The organism is Streptomyces venezuelae ATCC 10712, from assembly GCF_008639165.1.
Classification (GTDB): Bacteria; Actinomycetota; Actinomycetes; order Streptomycetales; family Streptomycetaceae; genus Streptomyces; species Streptomyces venezuelae.
In genome coordinates this window covers 4,316,656-4,337,870 of sequence record NZ_CP029197.1, presented here as the reverse complement: position 1 = coordinate 4,337,870, position 21,215 = coordinate 4,316,656, and the positions used below count along the sequence as shown (strand labels likewise).

Annotated in this window: 28 protein-coding genes and 2 tRNA genes; 18 read left to right on the top strand and 12 right to left on the bottom strand. The window is 70.1% G+C overall.

All coding sequences use genetic code 11. The annotated features are described in order from the left end of the window. Nucleotides 1–50: 50 nt before the first annotated feature. From DEJ43_RS20040 to DEJ43_RS20000, 9 genes are all read left to right on the top strand, one after another. Entirely contained in the window at nucleotides 51–734 is a 684-nt protein-coding gene (locus DEJ43_RS20040; protein ID WP_015035199.1) for a DUF2637 domain-containing protein, read from the top strand. A gap of 20 nt (nucleotides 735–754) precedes the next feature. Then, nucleotides 755–943, top strand: coding sequence for a mobile element transfer protein (locus DEJ43_RS20035; protein WP_041662713.1), 189 nt, complete (start codon nucleotides 755–757; stop codon nucleotides 941–943). 20 nt (nucleotides 944–963) lie between these two features. Next, nucleotides 964–1,122, top strand: a complete 159-nt coding sequence (locus DEJ43_RS20030) for a hypothetical protein (protein WP_015035198.1) — start codon at nucleotides 964–966, stop codon at nucleotides 1,120–1,122. An 11-nt stretch (nucleotides 1,123–1,133) separates the two neighbouring features. Further along, nucleotides 1,134–1,445, top strand: a complete 312-nt coding sequence (locus tag DEJ43_RS20025; protein WP_015035197.1) for a hypothetical protein — start codon at nucleotides 1,134–1,136, stop codon at nucleotides 1,443–1,445. A 5-nt stretch (nucleotides 1,446–1,450) separates the two neighbouring features. Further along, complete coding sequence (locus DEJ43_RS20020) at nucleotides 1,451–1,981, top strand: GGDEF domain-containing protein (RefSeq protein ID WP_015035196.1); 531 nt, start codon at nucleotides 1,451–1,453, stop codon at nucleotides 1,979–1,981. A 92-nt stretch (nucleotides 1,982–2,073) separates the two neighbouring features. Continuing rightward, nucleotides 2,074–2,256, top strand: a complete 183-nt coding sequence (locus tag DEJ43_RS20015; RefSeq protein WP_411572281.1) for a hypothetical protein — start codon at nucleotides 2,074–2,076, stop codon at nucleotides 2,254–2,256. A 4-nt stretch (nucleotides 2,257–2,260) separates the two neighbouring features. Further along, nucleotides 2,261–3,664 (top strand): replication initiator protein RepSA, encoded by a 1,404-nt coding sequence (gene repSA / locus DEJ43_RS20010; RefSeq protein WP_015035195.1) that lies wholly within the window; start codon nucleotides 2,261–2,263, stop codon nucleotides 3,662–3,664. 2 nt (nucleotides 3,665–3,666) lie between these two features. Then, entirely contained in the window at nucleotides 3,667–3,870 is a 204-nt protein-coding gene (locus tag DEJ43_RS20005; protein WP_041662712.1) for a helix-turn-helix domain-containing protein, read from the top strand. Next, on the top strand, nucleotides 3,870–5,015 hold the full coding sequence (locus DEJ43_RS20000; protein ID WP_015035193.1) for a tyrosine-type recombinase/integrase: 1,146 nt from the start codon (nucleotides 3,870–3,872) through the stop codon (nucleotides 5,013–5,015). The genes DEJ43_RS20005 and DEJ43_RS20000 overlap by 1 nt, the downstream gene beginning before the upstream one ends. A gap of 68 nt (nucleotides 5,016–5,083) precedes the next feature. Here DEJ43_RS20000 and DEJ43_RS19995 read toward each other — a convergent pair. Next, nucleotides 5,084–5,162 (bottom strand) — tRNA-OTHER (locus tag DEJ43_RS19995). 93 nt (nucleotides 5,163–5,255) lie between these two features. Further along, nucleotides 5,256–6,020 (bottom strand): helix-turn-helix domain-containing protein, encoded by a 765-nt coding sequence (locus tag DEJ43_RS19990; RefSeq protein WP_041662710.1) that lies wholly within the window; start codon nucleotides 6,018–6,020, stop codon nucleotides 5,256–5,258. 306 nt (nucleotides 6,021–6,326) lie between these two features. Here DEJ43_RS19990 and DEJ43_RS19985 point away from each other — a divergent pair, with 306 nt between their 5' ends. From DEJ43_RS19985 to DEJ43_RS19955, 7 genes are all read left to right on the top strand, one after another. After that, nucleotides 6,327–6,800 carry a DUF6907 domain-containing protein gene (locus DEJ43_RS19985; protein ID WP_015035191.1) on the top strand — a complete coding sequence of 158 codons (474 nt, stop codon included), beginning with the start codon at nucleotides 6,327–6,329 and terminating at the stop codon, nucleotides 6,798–6,800. Further along, entirely contained in the window at nucleotides 6,797–7,384 is a 588-nt protein-coding gene (locus DEJ43_RS19980; protein WP_015035190.1) for a DUF6907 domain-containing protein, read from the top strand. The genes DEJ43_RS19985 and DEJ43_RS19980 overlap by 4 nt, the downstream gene beginning before the upstream one ends. Then, the gene (locus DEJ43_RS19975; protein ID WP_015035189.1) at nucleotides 7,381–7,731 is read left to right on the top strand and encodes a hypothetical protein; all 351 of its coding nucleotides are present in this window, start codon (nucleotides 7,381–7,383) and stop codon (nucleotides 7,729–7,731) included. The genes DEJ43_RS19980 and DEJ43_RS19975 overlap by 4 nt, the downstream gene beginning before the upstream one ends. After that, entirely contained in the window at nucleotides 7,728–7,925 is a 198-nt protein-coding gene (locus DEJ43_RS19970) for a hypothetical protein (RefSeq protein ID WP_015035188.1), read from the top strand. Before DEJ43_RS19975 ends, DEJ43_RS19970 begins: the two co-directional genes overlap by 4 nt. Continuing rightward, nucleotides 7,922–8,206 (top strand): HNH endonuclease, encoded by a 285-nt coding sequence (locus DEJ43_RS19965; protein ID WP_015035187.1) that lies wholly within the window; start codon nucleotides 7,922–7,924, stop codon nucleotides 8,204–8,206. The genes DEJ43_RS19970 and DEJ43_RS19965 overlap by 4 nt, the downstream gene beginning before the upstream one ends. Before the next feature lie 340 nt (nucleotides 8,207–8,546). Then, complete coding sequence (locus DEJ43_RS19960) at nucleotides 8,547–8,930, top strand: hypothetical protein (RefSeq protein WP_015035186.1); 384 nt, start codon at nucleotides 8,547–8,549, stop codon at nucleotides 8,928–8,930. A gap of 2 nt (nucleotides 8,931–8,932) precedes the next feature. Then, complete coding sequence (locus tag DEJ43_RS19955; protein ID WP_015035185.1) at nucleotides 8,933–9,328, top strand: DUF6907 domain-containing protein; 396 nt, start codon at nucleotides 8,933–8,935, stop codon at nucleotides 9,326–9,328. A 685-nt stretch (nucleotides 9,329–10,013) separates the two neighbouring features. On the opposite strand, the gene DEJ43_RS19950 is transcribed toward DEJ43_RS19955, so the two are convergent. From DEJ43_RS19950 to DEJ43_RS19910, 9 genes are all read right to left on the bottom strand, one after another. Next, nucleotides 10,014–14,426: a hypothetical protein gene (locus DEJ43_RS19950; RefSeq protein ID WP_015035184.1), complete on the bottom strand. Its 4,413-nt coding sequence runs from the start codon at nucleotides 14,424–14,426 to the stop codon at nucleotides 10,014–10,016. 287 nt (nucleotides 14,427–14,713) lie between these two features. Then, on the bottom strand, nucleotides 14,714–15,004 hold the full coding sequence (locus DEJ43_RS19945; RefSeq protein WP_233447967.1) for a hypothetical protein: 291 nt from the start codon (nucleotides 15,002–15,004) through the stop codon (nucleotides 14,714–14,716). Nucleotides 15,005–15,395: 391 nt separating this feature from the next. Next, entirely contained in the window at nucleotides 15,396–15,995 is a 600-nt protein-coding gene (locus tag DEJ43_RS19940) for a hypothetical protein (RefSeq protein ID WP_015035180.1), read from the bottom strand. Continuing rightward, complete coding sequence (locus tag DEJ43_RS19935; protein ID WP_015035179.1) at nucleotides 15,992–16,234, bottom strand: hypothetical protein; 243 nt, start codon at nucleotides 16,232–16,234, stop codon at nucleotides 15,992–15,994. The genes DEJ43_RS19940 and DEJ43_RS19935 overlap by 4 nt, the downstream gene beginning before the upstream one ends. Continuing rightward, entirely contained in the window at nucleotides 16,231–16,560 is a 330-nt protein-coding gene (locus tag DEJ43_RS19930) for a hypothetical protein (protein WP_015035178.1), read from the bottom strand. The genes DEJ43_RS19935 and DEJ43_RS19930 overlap by 4 nt, the downstream gene beginning before the upstream one ends. Next, complete coding sequence (locus DEJ43_RS19925; protein WP_015035177.1) at nucleotides 16,557–16,802, bottom strand: hypothetical protein; 246 nt, start codon at nucleotides 16,800–16,802, stop codon at nucleotides 16,557–16,559. Before DEJ43_RS19925 ends, DEJ43_RS19930 begins: the two co-directional genes overlap by 4 nt. 290 nt (nucleotides 16,803–17,092) lie before the next feature. Then, a complete protein-coding gene (locus tag DEJ43_RS19920; protein WP_015035176.1) occupies nucleotides 17,093–18,271 on the bottom strand; it encodes an AAA family ATPase in 1,179 nt (392 codons plus the stop codon). Continuing rightward, the gene (locus DEJ43_RS37805; RefSeq protein WP_181399520.1) at nucleotides 18,268–18,828 is read right to left on the bottom strand and encodes a hypothetical protein; all 561 of its coding nucleotides are present in this window, start codon (nucleotides 18,826–18,828) and stop codon (nucleotides 18,268–18,270) included. Before DEJ43_RS37805 ends, DEJ43_RS19920 begins: the two co-directional genes overlap by 4 nt. An 80-nt stretch (nucleotides 18,829–18,908) precedes the next feature. Further along, nucleotides 18,909–19,202 carry a helix-turn-helix transcriptional regulator gene (locus tag DEJ43_RS19910; protein ID WP_199868640.1) on the bottom strand — a complete coding sequence of 98 codons (294 nt, stop codon included), beginning with the start codon at nucleotides 19,200–19,202 and terminating at the stop codon, nucleotides 18,909–18,911. 64 nt (nucleotides 19,203–19,266) lie between these two features. On the opposite strand from DEJ43_RS19910, the gene DEJ43_RS19905 reads away from it, so the two are divergent. Both DEJ43_RS19905 and DEJ43_RS19900 read left to right on the top strand, forming a co-directional pair. Next, nucleotides 19,267–19,794: a helix-turn-helix domain-containing protein gene (locus DEJ43_RS19905; protein WP_051025904.1), complete on the top strand. Its 528-nt coding sequence runs from the start codon at nucleotides 19,267–19,269 to the stop codon at nucleotides 19,792–19,794. Then, nucleotides 19,787–20,983: a tyrosine-type recombinase/integrase gene (locus DEJ43_RS19900; RefSeq protein WP_015035172.1), complete on the top strand. Its 1,197-nt coding sequence runs from the start codon at nucleotides 19,787–19,789 to the stop codon at nucleotides 20,981–20,983. Before DEJ43_RS19905 ends, DEJ43_RS19900 begins: the two co-directional genes overlap by 8 nt. A 101-nt stretch (nucleotides 20,984–21,084) precedes the next feature. Here DEJ43_RS19900 and DEJ43_RS19895 read toward each other — a convergent pair. Continuing rightward, nucleotides 21,085–21,158, bottom strand: a tRNA-Thr gene (locus DEJ43_RS19895). Between the last annotated feature and the right edge of the window lie 57 nt (nucleotides 21,159–21,215).

Genomic DNA, 21,215 nt, shown 5'->3' with positions numbered 1-21,215 from the left:
ACCGTCTCACGCCAGGTCCCTACCTCCCCATGCCCGAAAGGAGGTGAACCGTGCTCCGAACCCTCCGCCTCGACGCCGTACTCATCCAGGCCGTCATCGCCGGTGCCTTGTCCTTCGCCCACCTGCACGACCTGGCGGCCGCTGCCGGTCAGGACGGATGGAAGGCGTGGGCCTACCCCGTCAGCGTCGACCTGCTGCTCGTCGCTGCCTGGCGCCGGATGCGCAAAGACGGCGGCAACCGCGACGCCTGGCTCTGGTTCGCCATCGCCCTCATCGCATCCCTCGGCGCCAACGTCGCCACCGCCGGACTCCTCGACGTGAACGATGTCCCGGACTGGCTGCGCATCCTCGTCGCCGGATGGCCCGCCCTGGCTTTCCTCGGCGGCACCCTCCTCGCCCACGCCCATGCCCCGGAACCCCAGCCGGTCCCGGAGCCCGCAGCCGAGGCTGACCGCGAACCCGCCGTACCGGACCTGGTCGTGGAACGCGTCCCTGAACCGTCCCCCGCGCTGCCGCCGGCCGAACCTGCTTCGGAGGAAACGCCGTCGGCGCCCGAAACCGCGCAGGAACCCGCATCCCCGGCTTCGGTGCCGCCCGCGCTGCTCGACCACGCGCGGAAGATCGCGGACGCCCACCGCGCCCAGACCGGTGTCCCAATCGACGCGGCCACCCTCCGCGCCCGCCTCGGCATCCCGGCATCCCTGGCCGACTCCATCGCCCTCCAACTCGCCTGACCAGACAGGAGGCAAGACCCGTGCGTCCGAACCGCTTCCACCACGTAATCCGCATCGGCCCGGTGCAGGTCGGCACCCACCACGACGGCCGGGGCCGTACCAAGCACACCGCCGTGTGCACTGCCCCGCGCTGCGACTTCTCCGCCGACTACAACACCCGCGCCGCCGCCGAACTCGCCGCCCGCACCCACCGCTGCACCGCTCGCTGACCACAGAGGAGATCCGCGTCATGGACGTCCCGCTCTGGCTCGCCCTGATCGTCGTCGGCGGCCTCGGCATCAAGCTCATCCGCCCGCCCTGGTGGCTCGTCGCCGTGATCCTCCTCGGCGGCTACCTCCTCGCCGACAGCCTCCTCGCCCCCGTCATCGACACCACGATCAACAAGTAGGGAGAACCGCCATGCTCCAGCCCCGCATCCCGGTCAACCCGCTCCCGACCGGCATCGTCACCCCGCTCATCCAGCCCACCCCCACGGCCGACATCGAGCCGACCCAGACCGCCGCCCCGGCGGTCGTCGCCCCGTCCCGGACCACGGTCCAGCTCACCCCCGGCAGCACCCTCGCCCTCGCCGCCGGTGGTGGCGCCGTCGTCCTGGTCGTCGGCGCCGTCCTCGTCTCCATGCTCCTCGCCGTCGCCATCACCGGCGTCTCCGTCGCGCTGATCGCCGTCGTCCTGCGCCTCGTCGTCCGCGACATGCAGAAGGGCCGGTAGCGGCCATGGACGCGCAGACGATCGCGGCCGCTGGCTTACCGGCCCTCCGGTGGGCCCTGCATGGCGGACTGCTCTGGCGCCGTCTCGCCACCGCCCGCCGCGACCCCCTGACCGGACTCCACACCCGCGCCGAACACCTGCTGGCCAAGCACCCCGGCGCCCTCGTCCTCCTGGTCGACCTGGACGACTTCAAGGCCATCAACGACGCCCACGGCCACGCCGCCGGGGACGCGGTCCTCACCGCCACCGCTGATCGGCTTGCCGAGTGGTGCGGACGCCACGGCATCGCCGCCCGCCTCGGCGGAGACGAGTTCGCCGCCATCGTCACCGACCCCGCCCACACCGCCGGCCTCTTCACCCTGCGGACCGCTCTCGACGAGCCGGTCACGCACCACGGCCAGGTCCTGGGGGTCTCGGCCTCGGTCGGTCACTGCCACCGCGACCAGCTGCCGGTGCCGACCCTCACCGACGCGCTCTCGACGGCCGACGCCTCGATGTACGCGGCCAAGGGCCACGGCAGGCGCAACACACACTGAGCGGCCCCCGGAGCGGCCTCGGTCGCCAAACTTCCGCCGCCCCGGGCGCCTGAACACCCTCCCAGACCCAACGGACCCGAAAGGGACAGCTCATGATGCCCCAGCCCACCCTGGCCGCACGCGTCTGCCGCGACTGCGACGGCTTCGCTACCGCCACCATCACCACCGGCCTCCCCGCCGCCGACGGCACCCGGGGGACCATCCCCGTCCACTGCCCCACCTGCCGGGGCCTCGGCCGCACCTTCCGCGCCGTCCTCACCCGCGCGGGGAAGTGACCGCGTGACCGACACCGCCCTCCAGGCGGGCCTGGACTCGGCCACCCTGAGCGATCTGCTCCGGCTGGCCGGGTCCCCCGGCTTCGACCGCCTCACCGAACAACTCCGCCGCACCGGCGGCTGCACCGCCCCCATCCGCCTCACCGGCGCCGCCAAACTCCTCGACCCCGCCACCAAGACCGTGCTCCACGCCTACAGCACCGACGCCGAGCCGGGTGGCGTCCTGCGCGTCGCTTGCGGCAACCGCCGCGCCTCCCGCTGCCCCTCCTGCGCCTGGACCTACGCCGGAGACACCTACCACCTGATCCGCGCCGGACTCGTCGGCAACCCCGACAAGGGCACCCCGGAGACCATCCGGGATCACCCCCGGGTCTTCGCCACCCTCACCGCCCCGTCCTTCGGACCCGTCCACAACCGCCCCGGCACCCGGCCGTGCCGCTGCGGGCAGCAGCACCAGGAGGACGCGCCCGAACTCGGCACACCGCTCGACCCGGACACGTACGACTACGCGGGCGCGGTCCTCTGGAACAACCACGCCTCCGAACTCTGGCGGTACTTCACGATCTACCTCCGCCGCGAGATCGCCGCCCGCGCCTGCCTCACCCAGAAGGCCGCCCGCGAACAGTCCCGCGTCTCCTTCGGCAAGGTCGCCGAGTACCAGAAGCGCGGCGCGGTCCACTTCCACGCCGTCATCCGCTTCGACGGCCCCGACGGACCGCACACCCCACCCCCGGCCTGGGCCACCCTCGGCCTCCTGACCGACGCCATCCACGCGGCCGCCGCCCGCGTCCAGGTCGTCGTCCCCGCCGCCCCGGCCTACGGCGTCAGCCAGGACCTCACCCTCACCTGGGGCACCCAACTCGACGTCCAGCCCATCGGCGCCTTCGGCAACGGCGAAGACCTCACCGAACAGGCCGTCGCCGCGTACGTCGCCAAGTACGCCACCAAAGCCGCCGAGACGACCGGCTCGGTCGACCACCGCGTGGGTAACAAGGAAGCCCTGATCCTCCTCGACGTCCCCGACCACCCCCGGCGCCTGATGGAAGCCTGCATGGACCTCGACGCCGCCTACCCCGACCGGCGCCTGCGCGCCTGGGCCCACATGCTCGGCTTCCGCGGCCACTTCTCCACCAAATCCCGCGCCTACTCCACCACCCTCGGCGCCTTACGCCAGGTCCGCGCCGACTACCGCGCAGCCCAGCAACGCACCGCCCTCGGCCTGCCCGACCCCGACGAACACCCCGACTCCACCCTCCTCGTCGTCGCCCACTGGGCCTACGCCGGCCACGGCACCACCCCCGGCGAGTCCTGGCTCGCCGCCAACATCCGCCGCGACATCCAGCACAACCGCGAGATCGCCCGCGAGACCCGCGCCCGGATCGAAGCGTCCGCCGAAGAGGAGTGGTGACCATGTCCGCACGTCTGCTCACCGTCGACCAGGTCGCCGAACTCCTCGGCACTACCGTCCGGTTCCCCCGGCGGCTGATCGAGGAACGGCGCATCACCTTCGTGAAGGTCGGCCGTCACGTCCGCATCCCGGAGCCTGCCGTCGAGGCGTACATCGCGACTCATACCGTCCAGCCCACCGAGCGTCGCTACGGAAAGGTGGCCTGATGGCGAACCGCAAGGGCCAGCGTCGCCGGTTCGGCACCGTGCGGCAGCTCGCGTCCGGCCGTTGGCAGGCTCGCTACCGCGACCCGCTCTCGGGCGAGACCAAGTCGGCGCCACACACCTTCGACACGAAGACCGACGCCCTCGTGTGGCTGACCACCATCGAGGCGGAGATCATCCGGGGCACCTACCAGGCCCCCGACGCGGGCAAGGTCGCCTTCGGGCCGTACGCCGACGACTGGCTGAAGCACCGCAAGCTGGAAGACCGCACCCGGGAGCGGAGCGAGAGCGTGATCCGGCTGCACATCAAGCCGACCTTCGGCGCCGGGACGCTCGCCGCGATCACCACGCCCCGCGTCCGGGCCTGGCGCACCGCCCTCCTGGAGAGCGGCGTGGGAGAGCCGACCGTCGTAAAGGCGTACCAGCTCCTCCGCGCGATCCTGAACACCGCCGTGGACGACGAGCTGATCCGTCGCAACCCGTGTCGCATCAAGGGTGCCGACCGCTACGACGTCCCGGAGCGCCCCGTGCTCACCGTGGCCGAGGTGTACGCCGTGGCCGACGCCATCCGGCCGCACCACCGGGTGCTCGTCCTCCTCGCCGCGTTCACCACGCTCCGGTTCGGCGAGCTGGCCTCGCTCCGCCGCCGGGACCTCGACCTGACCCGATCCGTGGTCCTGGTCCGCCGCGCCCAGTCCGAGCTGCAGGACGGCACCCTGGCCGACAAGGCACCGAAGTCCGCCGCCGGTGTCCGCCCGGTCGCCTTCCCCGCCGAACTCGTTCCCGAGCTGACTCACCACCTGGAGCACTTCGCCGGTGCCGGTCAGGACGGCCACCTGTTCCAGGGTCCCCGCGGCGGCCTCCTCCGGCGGAGCAACTTCCGGGACGACTGGACCGCCGCCCGCGCCGCCGCCGGCGTCTCAGGAGACGTGCACTTCCACGACCTCCGCCACACCGGGAACACCCTCGCCTCCAGCGCCGGAGCCAGCACGCGCGAGCTGATGACGCGCATGGGGCACAGCACGACCCGGGCCGCGCTGATCTATCAGCACATGACGAGCGACCGTGATCAGCACATCGCGGGGAAGCTCGGCGAGATGATCCGCCAGGCCCGGATGGACACCGGTACGGAGCCTTCTGGCACGTAGGTGGCACGCCCGTGATCATGCGAAAGGGCCAGCGCCGGGGAATCATCCCCCTGCGCTGGCCCTTTGCCTGGAGCCCCCTGTCGGGTTCGAACCGACGACCCCCGCTTTACAAGTCCGTTAACGACGTGCTCTCCACCTGCACTTGGCTTCACGCGAGCCTCTGACCTGCTGGTTTCTTATCCATCGGTATCGGCTGCTATCGGCTCGCGTCGTGTTCTCACGTGTACGGCATGTGTACGGCTACTCGGGCGGCCGGTTGTACCTGGCGAGGGTGGCCTGGGTCGTGGAGGCATCACGGAAGACGAGTTCCCAAGGGCCGGTGTTGATGTCCATGTCCTTCCCGAATCCGACCCACTTCCCCGCCATGCGCCGGCCGGTGGGCTCCACGAGCAGCTGCACGGCGCCGTGGTAGCGGGCCCCGCGGTAGTACCCGTCGGTGGCGGTCTGCTCGACCCACGTGCCGGTGACGACGCTGCCGTCGACCGTGAGGTCCATGGTGAGCGGCGAGTCGGGGTTCGTGGACGCGCTGGGAAGGGACCGGACGGTGAGCCGGTTGCCGTGCTGTAGGACGACGACGTGGTGCTGGCAGACGTAGGTGGTGTCGCGCCCGCTGGAGTAGTACTCGTACCGGGACAGCCACACGCCTGAGTAGGTGGCGCGGGTGTCGGGGTGGGCGCTGGCTGCTGCCACGGGCGGGGCAACGCCCTCCACGGAGGCCTGGACGTCGTGTCCGCCGTGGCCGTCCTCGCCGACGCGGGCCGTGGGCACGATGCCAGCGAAGCCGAGGGAGGCGATGGGGAGGCCGGTGACGCTCTCGAGCGCGCGGGCGTACACAGGTCGGGGCGCTGCCACGTCGCCAGCCTCCCAGCGCTGCACGAGTCGCTTGGTTGCGTCGTTGGGCTGTCCGGCGCGCTGGCCGGCGTCGCGTATCGCTCGGGCGAAATCGTCCTGACTCATGAGCATTCCCATGCGTACCGCACGGAGTGTCGGGTTCGGCGCATTCATGCCTTCAAGGTAGCGCTAACGACCGCCCAATGACACCGATATGACGCCCCATCCGACGCCGGTCTGTCGTCTACCAGGACGCCGCGCGTGGCGACGTTCCGGCGTCATGGTGTGAGCAGACCAGCACTCCCACCAGGAGGAACGGATATGGACTTACGAACCTTCGCCAGGGTGTTGCACGTTAGACGCGTTCGCGTCTATGGTGAACACATCGCTTCCAGAACGGAAGCGGCCCCTCCCCAGTGCTACTTGGCGGTCTCACTGGCTTGGGGCCTAGGTACCGACCCTTCGAGAGAGGGACGAACCATGAGCAACACCGTACAGCGTGCTGCCCGCATCCCGGTGAACTTGCTGCCGGGTATCCCGGCCCAGCCGGCGCCGCAGCCCCGCCTCGTGCCCACCCTGGTCGGCGCCAAGGGGCGGGCGCAGCGCGTCTACATCGAGTGCCCCGAGTGGTGCACGGTCGACCACAGCAAGCGCATCGCGCACCTCGACGACGTCACGCACTACTCGGACGGCGACGTCCTGCAGGTCTCGACGTTCACCGACGAGGACACGTCGCTGTGGGACCTGACGCTGAACATCAGCGCGGACCCGTCGGCCACCGACCTCCGGCTGCGCGAGGCGCACCTGGTCGTCGACGTCGGCGGCGGTGAGACGGCCCACCTCAACCCGTCCATGGCGGATGAGCTGGCCGACGACCTGATCGCGTTCGCGTCGCAGCTGCGGCACAAGGCCCGCCAGGTGGCCCTGTTCAACCGCAAGCAGGCGCAGCGATGAGCGACCGTGACCCCCTGGAGGGGATCCCCGACGCCTTGCTGGACTGGCACAAGGGCGCCCTGGAGGGTGACGCGGCCGTGTGTGCGGCGGCGCAGCCGGGCTACCCCAGCTTCCCGTGCATCAACAACCGGGCGTACCACGAGCGGCACCGGGACGTGCTGGGCCGGACGTGGCCGCTGGACACCGAGGAGCCGCTGTACGTGGCCCGCCGGTCCCCGGTCGTCGACGGCATGGTGACCGTCGAGACCCGCGACCACGGGGCGGTGACGCTGCCCGAGCCGACGTGGTGCCGCGGCTTCCACACGGAGGGCGGGTTCCGGTCGGACATCGAGCACGCCAGCGAGGAGGACGCGACCGGGATCCCGACGCTGTGCCACGACCTCGTCGACGTCCTCGGGGTGTCGCTGGTGCAGCGCCCGTTCTCGCCGACGGCGCCGCAGGTGCACGCGCTGGTGAAGGTCGACGAGGAGGTCCACGCTCTGAACTCCCGGGGTCTGGACGTCGCCGCGGCCCTGCTGGTCGAGCACGCGGCCACGATGCGCCACCTGGCCCGCAAGCTGGCCGCCCTGGAGGTGCAGCGATGAGCTGGAAGGGACACACCCGCCTCTTCGAGGACGTCTCCTACGACAAGCTCTACGACCTGGAGTTCGGGCCGGACGGCTACGACGACGGCGGCGACGACTACATCCGGGCCCTGCTGCCGGTCCTCGTGGACTGGAAGCGGCGCCTGGAGGAGACGCGGGACAGGCTCCGCTCGGGCGAGGACTTCCCCTACCGGGAGTTCGCCCAGCGGCAGATCCGGGAGGAGTCCGCGGCCTACCAGCGGGCCCTGCTGAAGCTGTCCGAGGCGTGGCTGACCTACTTCTTCTGTTGCGATGGCTCCGGCGTCCCCACGTCGCTGATCTTCGAAGTCGACGGGGGTGCGAAGTGATCGCGACGACTGTGCGCCGGCCGACGGAGAACGCGGCGTTCGGGCGGGCCTGCAAGGCGGTCAAGCCTCTGCCGTCCATCGCGGACGCGTTCGCCTGCCTGGCGGACTGCGAGGCCCGCGGCGACCTCCAGGGCGCGCGGCTGTGCCGCCTTCTCGTGCAGCGCGTGGCGCGGGACGGGCGGGTGGGGGAATGAGCAAGCGCGGCTTCCTCAACAACACCAAGACGAAGCGCATGGTCCGCGCCTACGTCCTCGAGCGGGACGGCTGGCAGTGCCACTACTGCCGCCGGCCGTTCGTCGACGAGTCCGAGGTGACGCTGGACCACTACATCCCGTGGTGCATCTGGCAGCAGTCCAAGCCGCGGAATCTCGTGGCCGCCTGCCAGCCGTGCAACAACGCGAAGGCGGACGCCCTGCCGCTCACGTTCGCGTGGCTGCTGCTCCGTCAGGCCCCCGCCCTCGACCTCGCCGCGTAGCCGCAGGTCGAATCCCAAAAGGGTCCGCCTGACGGACGGAAAGTTCCCAGCGTGCGCCTCAAATGCCCCCTGTCGTCGCAGGTGGTTCCGCAAGTGTTCGGGCTCTCCGTCCCGGCCCGTTCCCGCCCCCGACTCCTACCGGGGACGGTGACGGGCCGGGGCGCCCCGAAGGCGCCAGTACCCAATCCCCCAAGGCCTCCGAGCCCAATCCTCACTTGGCCTCCCGCCCAATTCCCCCAAGGCCTCCGAGCCCTTTACCCCCAAGGGGTCGGAGGCCCCCGCAGCCCAATGCTCACTTGGCCTGTAGCGGCCTCCGGTAACACTCCGAGGAGACGTTCCCATGACCCTCTACACCGTCGACAGCGCCCACACCCTCGACCTCCCGCCGGCCCTGCCGCCCACCAACCTGTGGGGCGCCACCGAGCCCGGGGACGACCCGCGCACCGTCATCACCCTCCAGGTCGCCATGACCCGCGACATGCTCGCCGTCGCCTTCGACCTCGTCGGCGGATCCCACGACGACGAGCACCCGGACGCGTGGACCGTCGAGGACATCCGCGAGGCCGTCGAGGCGGGCCTCGCCAGCCACAGCTGGACCCTGCTCCAGGACTACGCCCGCGACTTCCCCGACCTCCTCGACGACCCGTCCATCCGAGAGCAGATCCAGGCCGAGTACCGGGCCGTTGACCGCGCCTACCCGCTGTACGCCCCGAAGGAGTCCTGACCATGAAGACGTACACCGGGCCCACCATCGGCGGCGCCACCGCGACCATCCAGTGCCCCGACTGGTGCACCACGGACCACGCCTACTGGGACGACACGGCCGACGACTGCTTCCACCAGAGCAAGCCGCTCGAAATCCAGGCGCCCCGGGACCGCGACTCCCGGCGCACGGCTCCCCCGTTCCCCCTCATGGGCGCCGAGCTCCGGATGCACTCGACGGACCCCGCCCCCGCCGCGGCCTGCCTGTGGGTCCAGTTCTCCGAGGACAAGGCGGACGGCCTCGAGCTGGACACCGCCGGCGTCGACCAGCTGCTCGCCGGCCTCGACGCCTACCGGGCCGGCCTGGCCGACCTGCGGGAGAAGCTCGCCGCAGCGGAGAACGAGCGGCGCAAGCGCTGACCTGCACGTTTCGCGGCACCGCGATCCACGGCTGATGTGGATGTTATCCACGTCAGCCTGCCCCACCGAGCACCCTGCCGCCCGCCCGAGATGACCCGGTACGTCGCCCGTGATGAGCCCGTGACACCGCAGGTCAGGGCGGTGACGGACCCCGTGACGGGGCGTTGACACGTCACGGGCACCGGGCCTTTTGTCACGGGGTCTGTCACGGGCTCCACCTGCGGTTTCGTCCAGCCGTCACGGGCTCGTCACGCCCCAACTTGCCCCGGTATGCGGGATGGACGAGGGGCGGCGAGGGTGGACGCGACCCAGGTCCGTCCGGGGAACAGGCCGGGGCAAGCCGGGTGCTCAGAGACTGCTCACAGGGTGCTCTGGCCTGCATATCCGCAGGTCGCACCTGCTCGGCCAACTGCTCAGGGGGTGCTCAGCCTGAGCAGCCGAGCACCCCCTGAGCACCCCCTGAGCACCCCCTGAGCAGGGTCGCGAGCAGGCGCGACCTGCGGTTTTGTGACGTGCGAGCACCCTCTGAGCAGCTGCTATCAGGGTGCTACGGCCTGCTAGTTCGCAGGTCGGCTGCTGCTACCGGCCTGCTAAAGGATCACCGCCCAGCAGGGCCGGTAGCAGCCGAGTAGCAGCTGGTGACCTGCGAACTAGCAGCAGCTAGCAGGCCGGTAGCAGCACCCGTTTACCCCCTTCGTCCAGCTCGTGCCGCAGTGATCGCGGGAGCGAGGGTGCTGGTGATCCGGCCGTCAGCCCGGGTGTCGACGTAGCCGTGGAACTCCTGCCCGTCGACGACGAGGGTCAGCGAGTCGCCCGGCTGCAGACCCGGCGCCGGCTGCGTGGCCATCCGGCCCAGAGCGTTCGCCTGCGCCGCGGTGAACACCGGCTCGGGCCTCCCGGTCCCGTTGTACGCCAGGTTGAACCCCGGCTGGAGGTAGCCGCCGCTGTCGAACGTGCCGGGCTGGAAGCTGTACACGTCGGTGAAGAGCGGGTTGTGGTAGCTGCGGGCCCGGGGGCCGACCACGACGCCGTCGCCTCCGCGGGACTCCACGTTGACGCCGTTAATCGTTCCTGCGGTGTGGCCGACGCCGGCGTTCGTGATGCCGATGCGGTAGGGGCTCTTGCCGCCCCGCACCCATCCGGGCGGAGCCGTGTTCCCGGAGAACGCGCCAGTCGCCCAACGGCGATGCGGCTTCTCGCCCCGGATCTTGGACTCGATCGCCGACATGAAGCCTGAGCAGTCCCAGGACGGGTTGCCGTTGCCGCCCCACTGGTAGGGCAGGCCTGCCTGGGTCCGAGCCCAGGACAGGGCGGACTGGATGCGGGGGCCGCCGATACCGCCAGCACCCTTCTCGTCGGCCTCCTTCGAGTAGCCGAAGATCGAGTCGACGATCTTCGCCGGGATCCGGCGGAGCATCCGGCCGAAGTCGGTGTCGGCGCCGGGGAACGCGGCCAGGAGCGGGTCCACGACGCTGTTGAGTCCAGCGCGCGCCGATGACGCCATCGTGTCCGTCAGCCAGTCGGTGCTCGACTTGATGCCGTTCCAGGCTGCGCTTCCCGCACCGGCGACCTTGTCGCCGATCCAGTCGAAGATGCCGCCGTCCGCGTACTTCAGGGTGCGGTCCGTCGGCATGGGGGCGCTGCCTCCGAGAGCCGGCGCCAGGGCCGCCTTCACGCCGGCCGCGCCGCGGGTGCGGGCGATCTGGTTGAACGTGTTGACGAACCCGGAGCCGACCGCGCGGGTGAACTCGGGCCGCATGATGGCCTCGCCGCCGGACAGCTCGAGGCCGCCGCCGGTCGGCGAGACGAACTTGTGGACGTCCCGGCCCGGGGTGTAGCCGGGCAGGACGCCACCCGTCGCCCATCCGTCGGTGACCATCTTCTCGATCTTCGGGGCGCCGAACGCGTCCGCAATCAGGTTCCAGGTCGGGACGATGCCCGCGTTGTAGACCTTGTCGATGACGAACCGGACGGGCTTGCTCGCGATGTCCTTGACCTTCGACCAGGCTGTGTCGATGAAGCCGCGGGCCGTCTCGAAGCTCTGCCCCACCGCCTCCACACCGGTCTTGATGTCGCTGAACGCAGGCTTCAAGGCGTTGTCCCACAGCCAGCCGGCCTTGTCGCCGATCCAGCCGAACACCGGGCGCAGCACCTTGTCCCACAGCCACATCGCCTTGTCGCCGAGATCCTGGAACCCTCGCTTGAAGTAGTCCACGACCGGCTTGACCGCGTTGTTCCACAGCCATTTCGCCTTGTCGGCGATGAACGTGAACACGGGCGACAGGACGTTCTGCCACAGCCATGTGGCGTCCTTGGCGATGCCCTTGAAGGCGGGCGCCAAGACGTTGTTCCACAGCCACTCGGCAACCGCGGCCAGAGCCTTGAAGGCGAGCACCAAGGGCGCGATGAGGATCGTCAGGACGACGGTGGCGAGGATCGCGGCCGCGTCGGCGATGAACGTGAAGACGGGCTTGAGGATCGTCTGCCACAGCCACACCGCAGCGGCCGCGACCGCCTTGAACGCGACCACCAGAGCCGCGAACACCGGCTTGAGGACGTTCTCCCACGCCCAGCTGACGACCGTCTTGATGCCCTCCCACGCGTTCTGCACGATCCGGCGGAACGTCTCCGAGTGCTGGTAGGCGTAGATGATTGCCACCACCAGGGCAATGATCGCCGTGATGATGAGCCCGATCAGGTTCGCGCGCATCGCCGCATTCAGCGCCCACACCTGCCCGGTCATGATGGACGTGACCAGCGTGGCGCCGATGACCGCGAGCCTCCAGGCGCCCAGGGCGAGCGCGGCCAGCTTCGCGCCGATCGCGATCGAGGCGAACGCGACACCGACCACCGTCAGGACGTTGACCGGAACCGCCGAGATGCCTGTAGCGAGGGCGTTCAGGAACGACGTCGCCGTCCCGGCCAGCGGCGCCAGGGCCATGCCCACGTTGAACAGGGCGCCGAACAGGTTGCCCAGCAGCTCGGCGACGAACGGGCCCTGCTCCGCCGCGTAGGACAGGAACCGCTCGAAGGCGGGTGAGCCCTTCAGTGAGGTGCCCCAGTCGGCGAAGCGTTTCGTGATGGTCTGCATCCGGTCGCTGATGCCGTCCATGTGCGGGAAGAACGCCTGCAGTACACCCGCCATGCCCTTGAAGACGTTGCCGAACGCGACGCCCAGCCCCTCGAGCGCGGGCTGTACGGCGCCCGTGAGGTCGGCCTTGAACTCCTTCCACCACGGGGACTTGAAGCCCCTGGAGGCGCGGTCCTGAAGGCTGCCGATCGCGGCCGCTCCAGCGAGGACGATCGGTGTCAGGCCGGGCAGCGCGTTCTTCAATCCCTCGAGCGCGCGGGTGAACAGCGGCATGACGGCCGGCTGGAGGCTGCGGGACCAGGCGCCGAACGCGGTCCGCAGGCCGGTGAACGCTGTCATCGTGTCGCGGGCCGACGGGGACAGTTTCGCCAGCGCTGCCTGGTACTTGGCCTGGGCGGTCGCCGCGGCCGACGCCGTGGCGGCCGTCTGGATCTGCGACGACGCGATCTGCCGCTGGGCGGACGCGATGGAGTCCGCGGCCGACTGCTGGGCCGTCGCGACACCCTTCACGGCGTCGCCGATGCGCTCCTGGGCCTCCGCGATGTCCCGCGAGTTCTGCACCGCCACCCGCGCCTGCTCGGCCTGGGCGTCCTTCACGGCCTCCGTCCGGTCGGCGACCTGCTCCTGGGAGTCCTTCAGCCGCTCCTGGGCCGCCCGCACAGTGTCGGAGCCGTCCACGCCGGCCTTGTTCGCGGCGGCGACCTCGGCAGCCAGGCGCCCCTGCTCCTTGCGCTGGTCCGCCAGGGCCTTCACAGCCTGGTCGTAAGCCAGCTGTGCGCGGTCCCGGTCCAGCTGTGACGCCTTCGAGCCCTGCTTGCGTACCGCGGTGAGCTCAGCCTCCGCCTCCTTCACGCGCAGGACCGCGGCCCGCTCGTCCAGCCCGGCGCCGGCCAGCCGCTCGTTCATGTCCCGCAGCTGCTCGGCAGCAGACTGGCGGGCCCGCGTCAGGTCCTCCTGGGCGCGCACCGCGTCTTCCTGGGCGTCCTTCAGGTCCCGCTCGGCGTCCCGTACCTGCCGGGCGGCCGCCGCTGTCCGCTGGGCTGCCTGCTCGGCCGCCTGCACGGCCCTCTGGCGTGCCTGCGCCACCTGCTCCTGGGCGGCGGCCACCTGCCGGGCCCCGTTGCGCTCAGCAGCCGCAAGCGCCTGCCGGGCCGAAGCCTGCTGAATCGCCTTCTGCTGCGCCGCCACAGCAGCGGCGGCCCCCGAGTTCGTCGACGACGTCGCAGCGTCCTGGGCGGCCTTCTGCGCCTGCAGGGCGCCTGCAATGGCCTTGATGGCCGGGACGCCGACCAGACCCACCGCGCCGACCCCGGCGGCAGCAGCCACACCTGCAGCGGCAACCGCGCCCAGGCCGGCCGCGACCAGCGGCAGAACCGGCAGGATCGCCGGGCCGAAAGCCGCAGCAGCCGTCACCAGGAGCCCAAACGAGCGGACCGCGGGATCCACCCGCACGTCGACGTCGCGGCCGTCGATGGCATCGATCTCAGACCGCAGCGCGGCCAGCTCCGCGACGGCGGCCGCAGTGTTCGCCCGGACAGCGACATCCGGGCTCGAGGCTCCCAGCCGCTGCAGCTCCCGCTCGACGGCCTCGATTTGACGCCGGGCCGTGACCGGGTCCACGTCGATACCGACGCGCTGCGTGGAAAGCTGGTGCAGCTGCTCGCGCAGCGCCCGGATGTCGGCGTCCGCCTCCGTGGTGTCGGCGCCGATCGTAATGTCGGGCAGGGAGCGGACAGCGGCCTCGACGCGGCCCCGGAAGTTGCGGCCGAACGCGCCGCCCGCATCAGATCCCTGCCGGCCCGCCGCGGTCGCCGCCTGCTGGCCGCCGCGCTGGATCCCGTTGCGCATCGCGTCGACCACGTTGACCGTGATGTGACGGCCGATGATCCGGCCCATCTCGCTGCCCACACTGTCCGCAGGCCCGGTCAGACCGGAGCGCAGACGCGGGTAGATGTTCCGTGTGTTCGGGACGACGTCGACCTCGACGCTTCCCACAGTGATCGCCATGTCTCCCCCTTTCAGGGAGTCGATGGCGCGGGCCCTGGAAAGGTCAGACGGGTGGTGCGGTGGTCAAGCCCGGGGAGGAGCAGTCGCGGACTCCCACCAAACGGGCGGACTGAGATGAGCCTCCCAGTCCCCGCCCTCGAGATAGGTGCGGCGGGCCACGCCCCACTGGACGCGCGCATAGCCGACCTGCGTCGGGTCCTCGGGGTCCCTCACCCACCAGTCGCCGGCGTTGAACTCGGCAAGCTGCGGAGGGAAGCTGCCCCCCGCCGGGTCCGGCCGTCGGCGTCTCACGCCACGCGCCGGACACCGTAGGAACCGCGGACCGCGCCGCGGCGCTGGGGCCGCTCGTCCTCCTCGCCGGACGGCATCCGCAGTGAGGCGAGGAGCCGGGCCAGGACGAGGGACTGCTGGCGGTGCTCCGTGATGACCGGGTTGGTCACCTCCTCGCCCTTGGCGTTCTTCACCGTCAGCCGGCCCCGGGAGGCCTCGAGGGCGAGGCGGTCCAAGAGGTCCGCCGTCCGGCATGCCTGCAGGAGCAGCAGCTGCTCGTGGACGTCGAGTTCGAACCCGTCGGCCACGGACTCCCACAGCCGGGTACCCGAGTCGTCCAGGCCAGCCGGAGCCGGTGTTACGCCTACAGGTCCCTGACCTGCACTAATGCTCTGGCGAGCCATAAGGGGTCCTCCTACTCTGCCTGACTGGCCGTCAGCGCATTCGGCAAACCCGCAGGTCAGCGGGCCGCATGGGATCGTTTCAGGGGTCTCAGGGGGTCACGTGCTATACGGCCCGATGGGAGAGAACGCTGGCAGGGGGGTATCCCCCCACCCCTGGTGGCCCCGGCCGGCTGGAGTGAGGAGCCGGCCGGAGCCGTCGGCGCTGGAGCAGCGGGAGGTAGCACGCGCTGCACCATCGGTCTGCTACTCGCCCATGAGCCATCGAGAGCAGTGCCGTTGACGCCGAGTTCATGGGTCATGCTGCAACGTCACCGTCGAGCGGCTGCTGTGCGAGTCCGTCGACCTGGTGCCTGTGCGCCTCGCCCAGCCCCTCGGGGACGGCGAGCCCGTACCGCATGGCCTGCTGCAGCTTGAAGACTCCGTCGTCCGTGTTGGGGAGTTCCTGCATCGCCTTCAGCGTCTCGGCCTCGACGGGCCGCTCGGCCACGTACTCCTGGACGAGGGCGCCCCAGTGCGGGTCGCCGCCCCAGTCCGCAGCGCGGGAGGCGATGGCCTTGGCGAGGATGGTGTCGCCGTCACGCTCGGCGCGCTGCAGGGCCCGGCGCGCGTCGGCCGGCGTCTCGTACTTCGCGGCCCGGTCGTCGGCATCCCGCTTGGCGATGAGCAGCTGCGGGTCGGGGTTGAACCCTGTCGTGCCGAACAGCTTGCGCTCAAGCTTCTGCCGCTCGCGGATGACAGCCTTCGTCTCCTGCTCCCGCAGCCCGTCGAGCGCGTCACGGGCTTCGACGAAGGCGCGGGCGAGCATGACGCGCTTGGCGTGCGGGGTCAGGTCCCGCTTGCCGTTGATGCGCTGGGTAAAGTCGTTGAGGCGGGCGCGGATCTCGTCAGCGTTCACGGGGTTCCTCCGGTGGTGTCAGCGAGGGCGAGGCCCTGCAGGGTGTGGATCATCTGGTCGATGTACTGGGGGGCGCACGCGGTCCTGAGGGCCTGTGCGAGGGCGAGGACTGAGCCGGCGGCCAGTGCGGTCAGCTCGTCGACCGCGAGGCCGTCGAGGAGGCTGCCGATGGCGTCTTCGTCGTCCCTCAGGGCAGCGATGACGACGCCGTAGGCGGTGGCGCCGATGTCCGTGCTCATGCCGCACCCCCGGGGCTGTCGGTGAACTGGCGGGCTTGGCCCGGGCACTGCGTGTTGTGCTGGGTGTGGCACTGCTTGGAGCCGCGGCAGAGCTTGGCGCTACAGCCCTTGGAGCAGAGCAGGTAGGTGCCGCGGGTGAGGGGCCTCGCGCAGCTGCCGCAGAAGCCGAGCCGGATCCCCATGCGCTTCGCTTTCGCCCGGTGCCTGGCCATGAGCCCGCCGGCGCGACGGCCAGCGAGCTCAGCCCGCTGCTGCTGCTTCTGCTGCGCCTTTGCCTTGGCCGCCGCTATCCGGGCGGCCACCTGCGCGTCGACGTGGGAGGTCATGCGGCGAACACCTCGACTCCGTGCTCGCTGCCCTCGGCCTGGTACCAGTCGGCGGTGGTGTAGGCGCTGCCGTCGACGATGAACACGGGCTGGATGACGGTGTCCGCGCCGTCGGCGTCGGTGTAGGTGCACACGACGGCCCAGGCGACGACGGGGAAGCTGTCGTCGACACCCTGGATCTTGACGTAGCTGCCGGGGGTGGCTGCTGCGAGGGAGATGGTGTTACCGGCGGTGACCTTCAAGGTGACTCCTGGTTTGTGGTTGCTGTCGAAAGGCGGCAGCAGAAGGGGGTGAGTGGGGGCTTGCTCGTCAGCTGTCTCCCTCTATGCACGCGGGGAGGTGACGAGATTGGTGATATTGGTTCTGACCTGCTGTTTTGTGTTGACGAAATTGGTGACGAGATTGGGAGAGGGGGTGACGCGAATGGTGAAATTGGGCTGCCATTCGCGTCACCATTCGCGTCATTCGCGTCACGGGCCTGATCTTGTGGAACCGCAGGTCAGGCCCAATCCCGTCATTGGCGTCATTCGCGTCACTGTGTGGTGGGGGGCTTCTCGATGGACCAGATGGCGCGTCGCTCCTTCCCGAAGCCGAAGGTGCGGGAGTGGTACTGCAGGCGCCGCCTGGCCCTGTCCATCGAGGAGTTGCTGAAGCCCGCCGCCTTGGCGTGCTCCTTCAGCTCCTTCGCTTCGGCCTCGCCGCCCACGTCGGTGAGGTAGCCGCGAAGCCACTCGCACGCCTCGTTGGTCTCCGCCCGGTCCACGTCGGGGACGGCTTCGGCGCGCATGACGTCGCGTACCGACGTGTTGATCTCGGGTCCAAGGACGAACCGCGAGACGTAGGACGGGCCCTCGGGGGTGTCGATGGTGACGGCCTGGATGGCGTACTGGTGTGAGGGGAGCCCGAGGCGGCCGAGGTTGTTCTTCTCCAGGCTCATGACGAATCGCTCGTCGCCCTGCTCGTCCTCGTCCTTGGCGAACGCGATGAGCCCGCGGATGAGCTGGCCGAAGGCGCCGGAGCCTGCCACGCGGGCGAGGGGGTCGGTGCCGCCCGCCTTGGTGAAGTGGGCGAGGCCGAGGATGGTGAAGCGGTGGTGGTCTGCTGCCGCGACGAGCGGTTCGAGGGCCTGGCGGACCTCGGCGGCCCGGTAGTCGTTGATGGTCTTGTCGATGTACGACAGGAGCGGGTCCATAACGAGCAGGGCAACGCTGTGCCGTTCGGCTTCCTTGGCGAGCAGGGTTGTGTCGACGGGCAGGCTGAGCCGCGCGTGCAGCTGGTTGTCGTCCATCACCGTGACGTGGAAGACGAGGTCCATGTCCGCGCCGGCGGCGATGAGCCGGGGGGCGATGGTGTACGCCCACGAGTCCTCGGCCGCGCAGTAGATGACGGGTCGGGGCTGGCCGTACATCTCACCGGGGAGTTCGCCCCGGGTGATCTGTGCGGTCATCCACACGGCGTACTGGGACTTGCCCAGTCCGGGCCCGCCCGCCGCGAGGACGAGCGAGTGGAGAGGGATGCGTCCGTGGGACGTGGGGGTGGCGCCTTCCGGAGTGGTGTCCCACAGCCAGCGGACAGGCCGGATGCGGACGGCCGATGCGGGCCGCAGCAGCAGGCCGCGCGGTTGCGGCTGCTCCGGTACGGCGACGAGCCGCGGCCCGTCGGCGGAGGCGCCTCCTTCCCAGCCCGTAGGCCACATGTCGGGGGTGGTCACGCGGCCTCCTGGTAGCGGGCGGGTCGGGGGATGTTGTGGTCGAGGTCGACTTGGCGGCCGTCGAGGTTGTGGCGCCATGTCTCGGTGCCGGGAACTCGGATGGGCGGCCAGCCGGGGGTGGCGATGACGTCGTGGGGGCGCCGGTGTTTGGCGAGCGCGTCGAGTTCGGCGAGGGTGCGCCGGGCCCAGAGCGGTTCGCGGGTGGCGTTGGCGTCGAGGAACCACTGCATGAGTGCGTCTTCGTCGCCGTACTTGCGCCACTTCTCGGCGGCGTCGAGGGCTCCGGCGAGGCGGCGCGGGTCGTCGGGGTGGAGGGCCCGCCACTCCTTGGTGGCGTACTTGGGGAAGTCGGCCGCGAAGTAGAGGGACCGGGCGTCGGCCCACAGTTGCACGGCGTCTTCGGCGGGGATGTGCTCGACGTGTTCGGCGAGCACGACTGGCGGGGGCGGCTCGTCGCCGTTGCAGGCGGGGCCGCAGTCGAGCGGGTCGCGGTGGCCGCAGTGCAGCGGCTCACACCGTCCGGCGGCTTCTCGCCGACGCTGAAGCTGTGCCACCATGGCAGCGGACGTACCGCCCACCGCGGAGTCTTTCTGAAACGCCCCGCCTAGCCCGCGGGGCGTTTCTGCGTTCTTCGGGGTCATGCAGCCTGCCCCCCGGTCTGCACCGTTCGCTCGTCGAGCCACTTCTCGATGGCCGAACGGCGATAGAAGACGCGGCCCGCCTTGCCCGGAGACGTCTTGATGTAGGCCGGGCCCTCGCCCCGCCAGCGGAGATCGGCCAGCGCTTGGGTGCTGCTGAAGACTCTGTACTCCTTGCAGACCTCACTGGGTGTGAGCTGTTCATCAAGGCCGAGCCTTACTGAAGGCATGCGCTTCTCCTTACGTCTGCGCTGTTGCTTTCCTGACGCAAGCGCATCTATCGTGATGCACATGAACGAGATGGTAGCCCATACGGGCCGATACGCAAGGGTGATGAGTCTGCATAGAGTGGGTTCCATGGCAGACCAGCAGCACGGGCGACGTGCAATCGAGATGGGCCCGACCGGCGAGGCGGTGGCGCACAACCTCGCCCGACTGCGGAAGCTCCGGGGCCTCAGCACCCGACAGCTGGCCGCGCTGCTCGAGCAGCGGGGGCGCAGCATCTCCCCCTCCGGGATCATCCGAATGGAGAAGGCAGAGCGGCACGTCACCGCCGATGAGCTGGTCGCCCTCGCGGCCGCACTGGGCGTGTCGCCCGCCTCGCTCTACCTGCCGCAGCACGACGGGCCAAGGCAAACGATCCCGATCACCGGGGTGGGGGACGTGCCGGCCGACACAGCTTGGGAGTGGGCCAGCAACAAGAGGCCCCTTGTCCTGCCCGAGGGCTCCCAGAAGCGAGCCATGACCGAGTACCGCCTGTACGCACTCCCGCCCCACATGGCCGGCCTGGTTGAGGAAGCGATGCCGCTCCAGGGCTGGGTAACGCGCGACGGTGTGCAGTACAACTCCGCGACAGGCGAGCCGCGGGAGGCGACGGATGGCTAGGGTCTGGATCGAGGACCGGGAGAACCACGAGGACTACCGGGAGTCGATGACGAAGTGGCAGGAGGCGAAGCGGGCCGGCAGCAAGCGTCAGCCGCCCGGCCGTTGGCGGGTCCGCTGGTACGGCCCGGACGGCAAGGGCAAGGCGAAGACGTTCGGGAAGCTGCCGCAGGCTGAGGCTGAGGTGCACGCCATCACGGCCCGCCTCGACAAGGGCTCCTATCGGGACCCCCGGTCCGGCAAGGCTGCTACGTCCCTTGTGGCGGAGGAGTGGTTCAAGACCCTCCGCAAGCAGTCCCGGCGGACGAAGAACGACTACCGCGAACTCCTCGACCTGTACGTGATCCCGAAGTGGGGCGACTGGCAGGTGGCCGCGATCCAGTGGGACGACGTCTCCACATGGGTGGACGACCTCATCAACAAACCGGGCGCGTCCGGCCGGCCGCTGAGCCCGGGCCGTATCGCCAAGACGTTCTACGTCTTCGGTGGCGTGATGAAGCACGCCATCCGGACCCATCGCATCGCCGTGAATCCCGCCAGCGAGCACACCCTGCCGCGGCCAGATGAGGACGACGAACACGTCTACCTCACCCACGACCAGGTCGAGGCGCTGGCGGAAGCTGCGGGGGATCATCGGCTCCTGGTGCTGGTCCTGGCGTACAGCGGCATCCGGTGGGGCGAGGCCATCGCCATCAAGGCGTCACGGTTCAACGTCGACACCCGCCGCATCCGGATCGTCCAGGCCTACTCGGATGTCAACGGCAAGCTTGAGTTGGGCCCGGTGAAGAACCACGAGAAGCGGTCCGTGCCCGTACCCCGCTCCTTCGCGGAGGAACTGCGCCCCCTCCTGGACGGCCGGAGACGGGACGACCTGGTGTTCACCGCGCCGCAGGGCGGGCCGCTGCGCTACCGGAACTTCAGGCAGCGCGCGTTCGACAAGGCTGTGGTCGCGGCTGGTCTCGGGGACTTGGGCATCACGCCCCACAAGCTGCGGCATACGGCTGCCTCGCTCGCCATCGCGGCCGGCGCCGACGTGAAGGTGGTTCAGACGATGCTGGGCCACAAGTCGGCCGCCATGACCCTGGACGTGTACGGGCACCTGTGGCCAGACCGGCTCGACGAGGTCGCCGATGCGCTCGACAAGGGTCGTCTTGCCGCACTGGGGCGCCGGAGTGCGGTGCTCGCCGCGTAGGGCCGAAAGATCCAGCACGTACAGAATGCGTACTGCCCGCCAAGGTGATCTTGGCGGGCAGTCGCATGTACACCCACTCTGAGCAGGCCTTTTCCCTACAGAGCCCCCTGTCGGGTTCGAACCGACGACCCCCGCTTTACAAGAGCGGTGCTCTGGCCAGCTGAGCTAAGGAGGCAGCGAGTGCAGTGTAACCAACGCGCTCGGGGCGGCGGTCGGAAATCTTGTCGGGGGT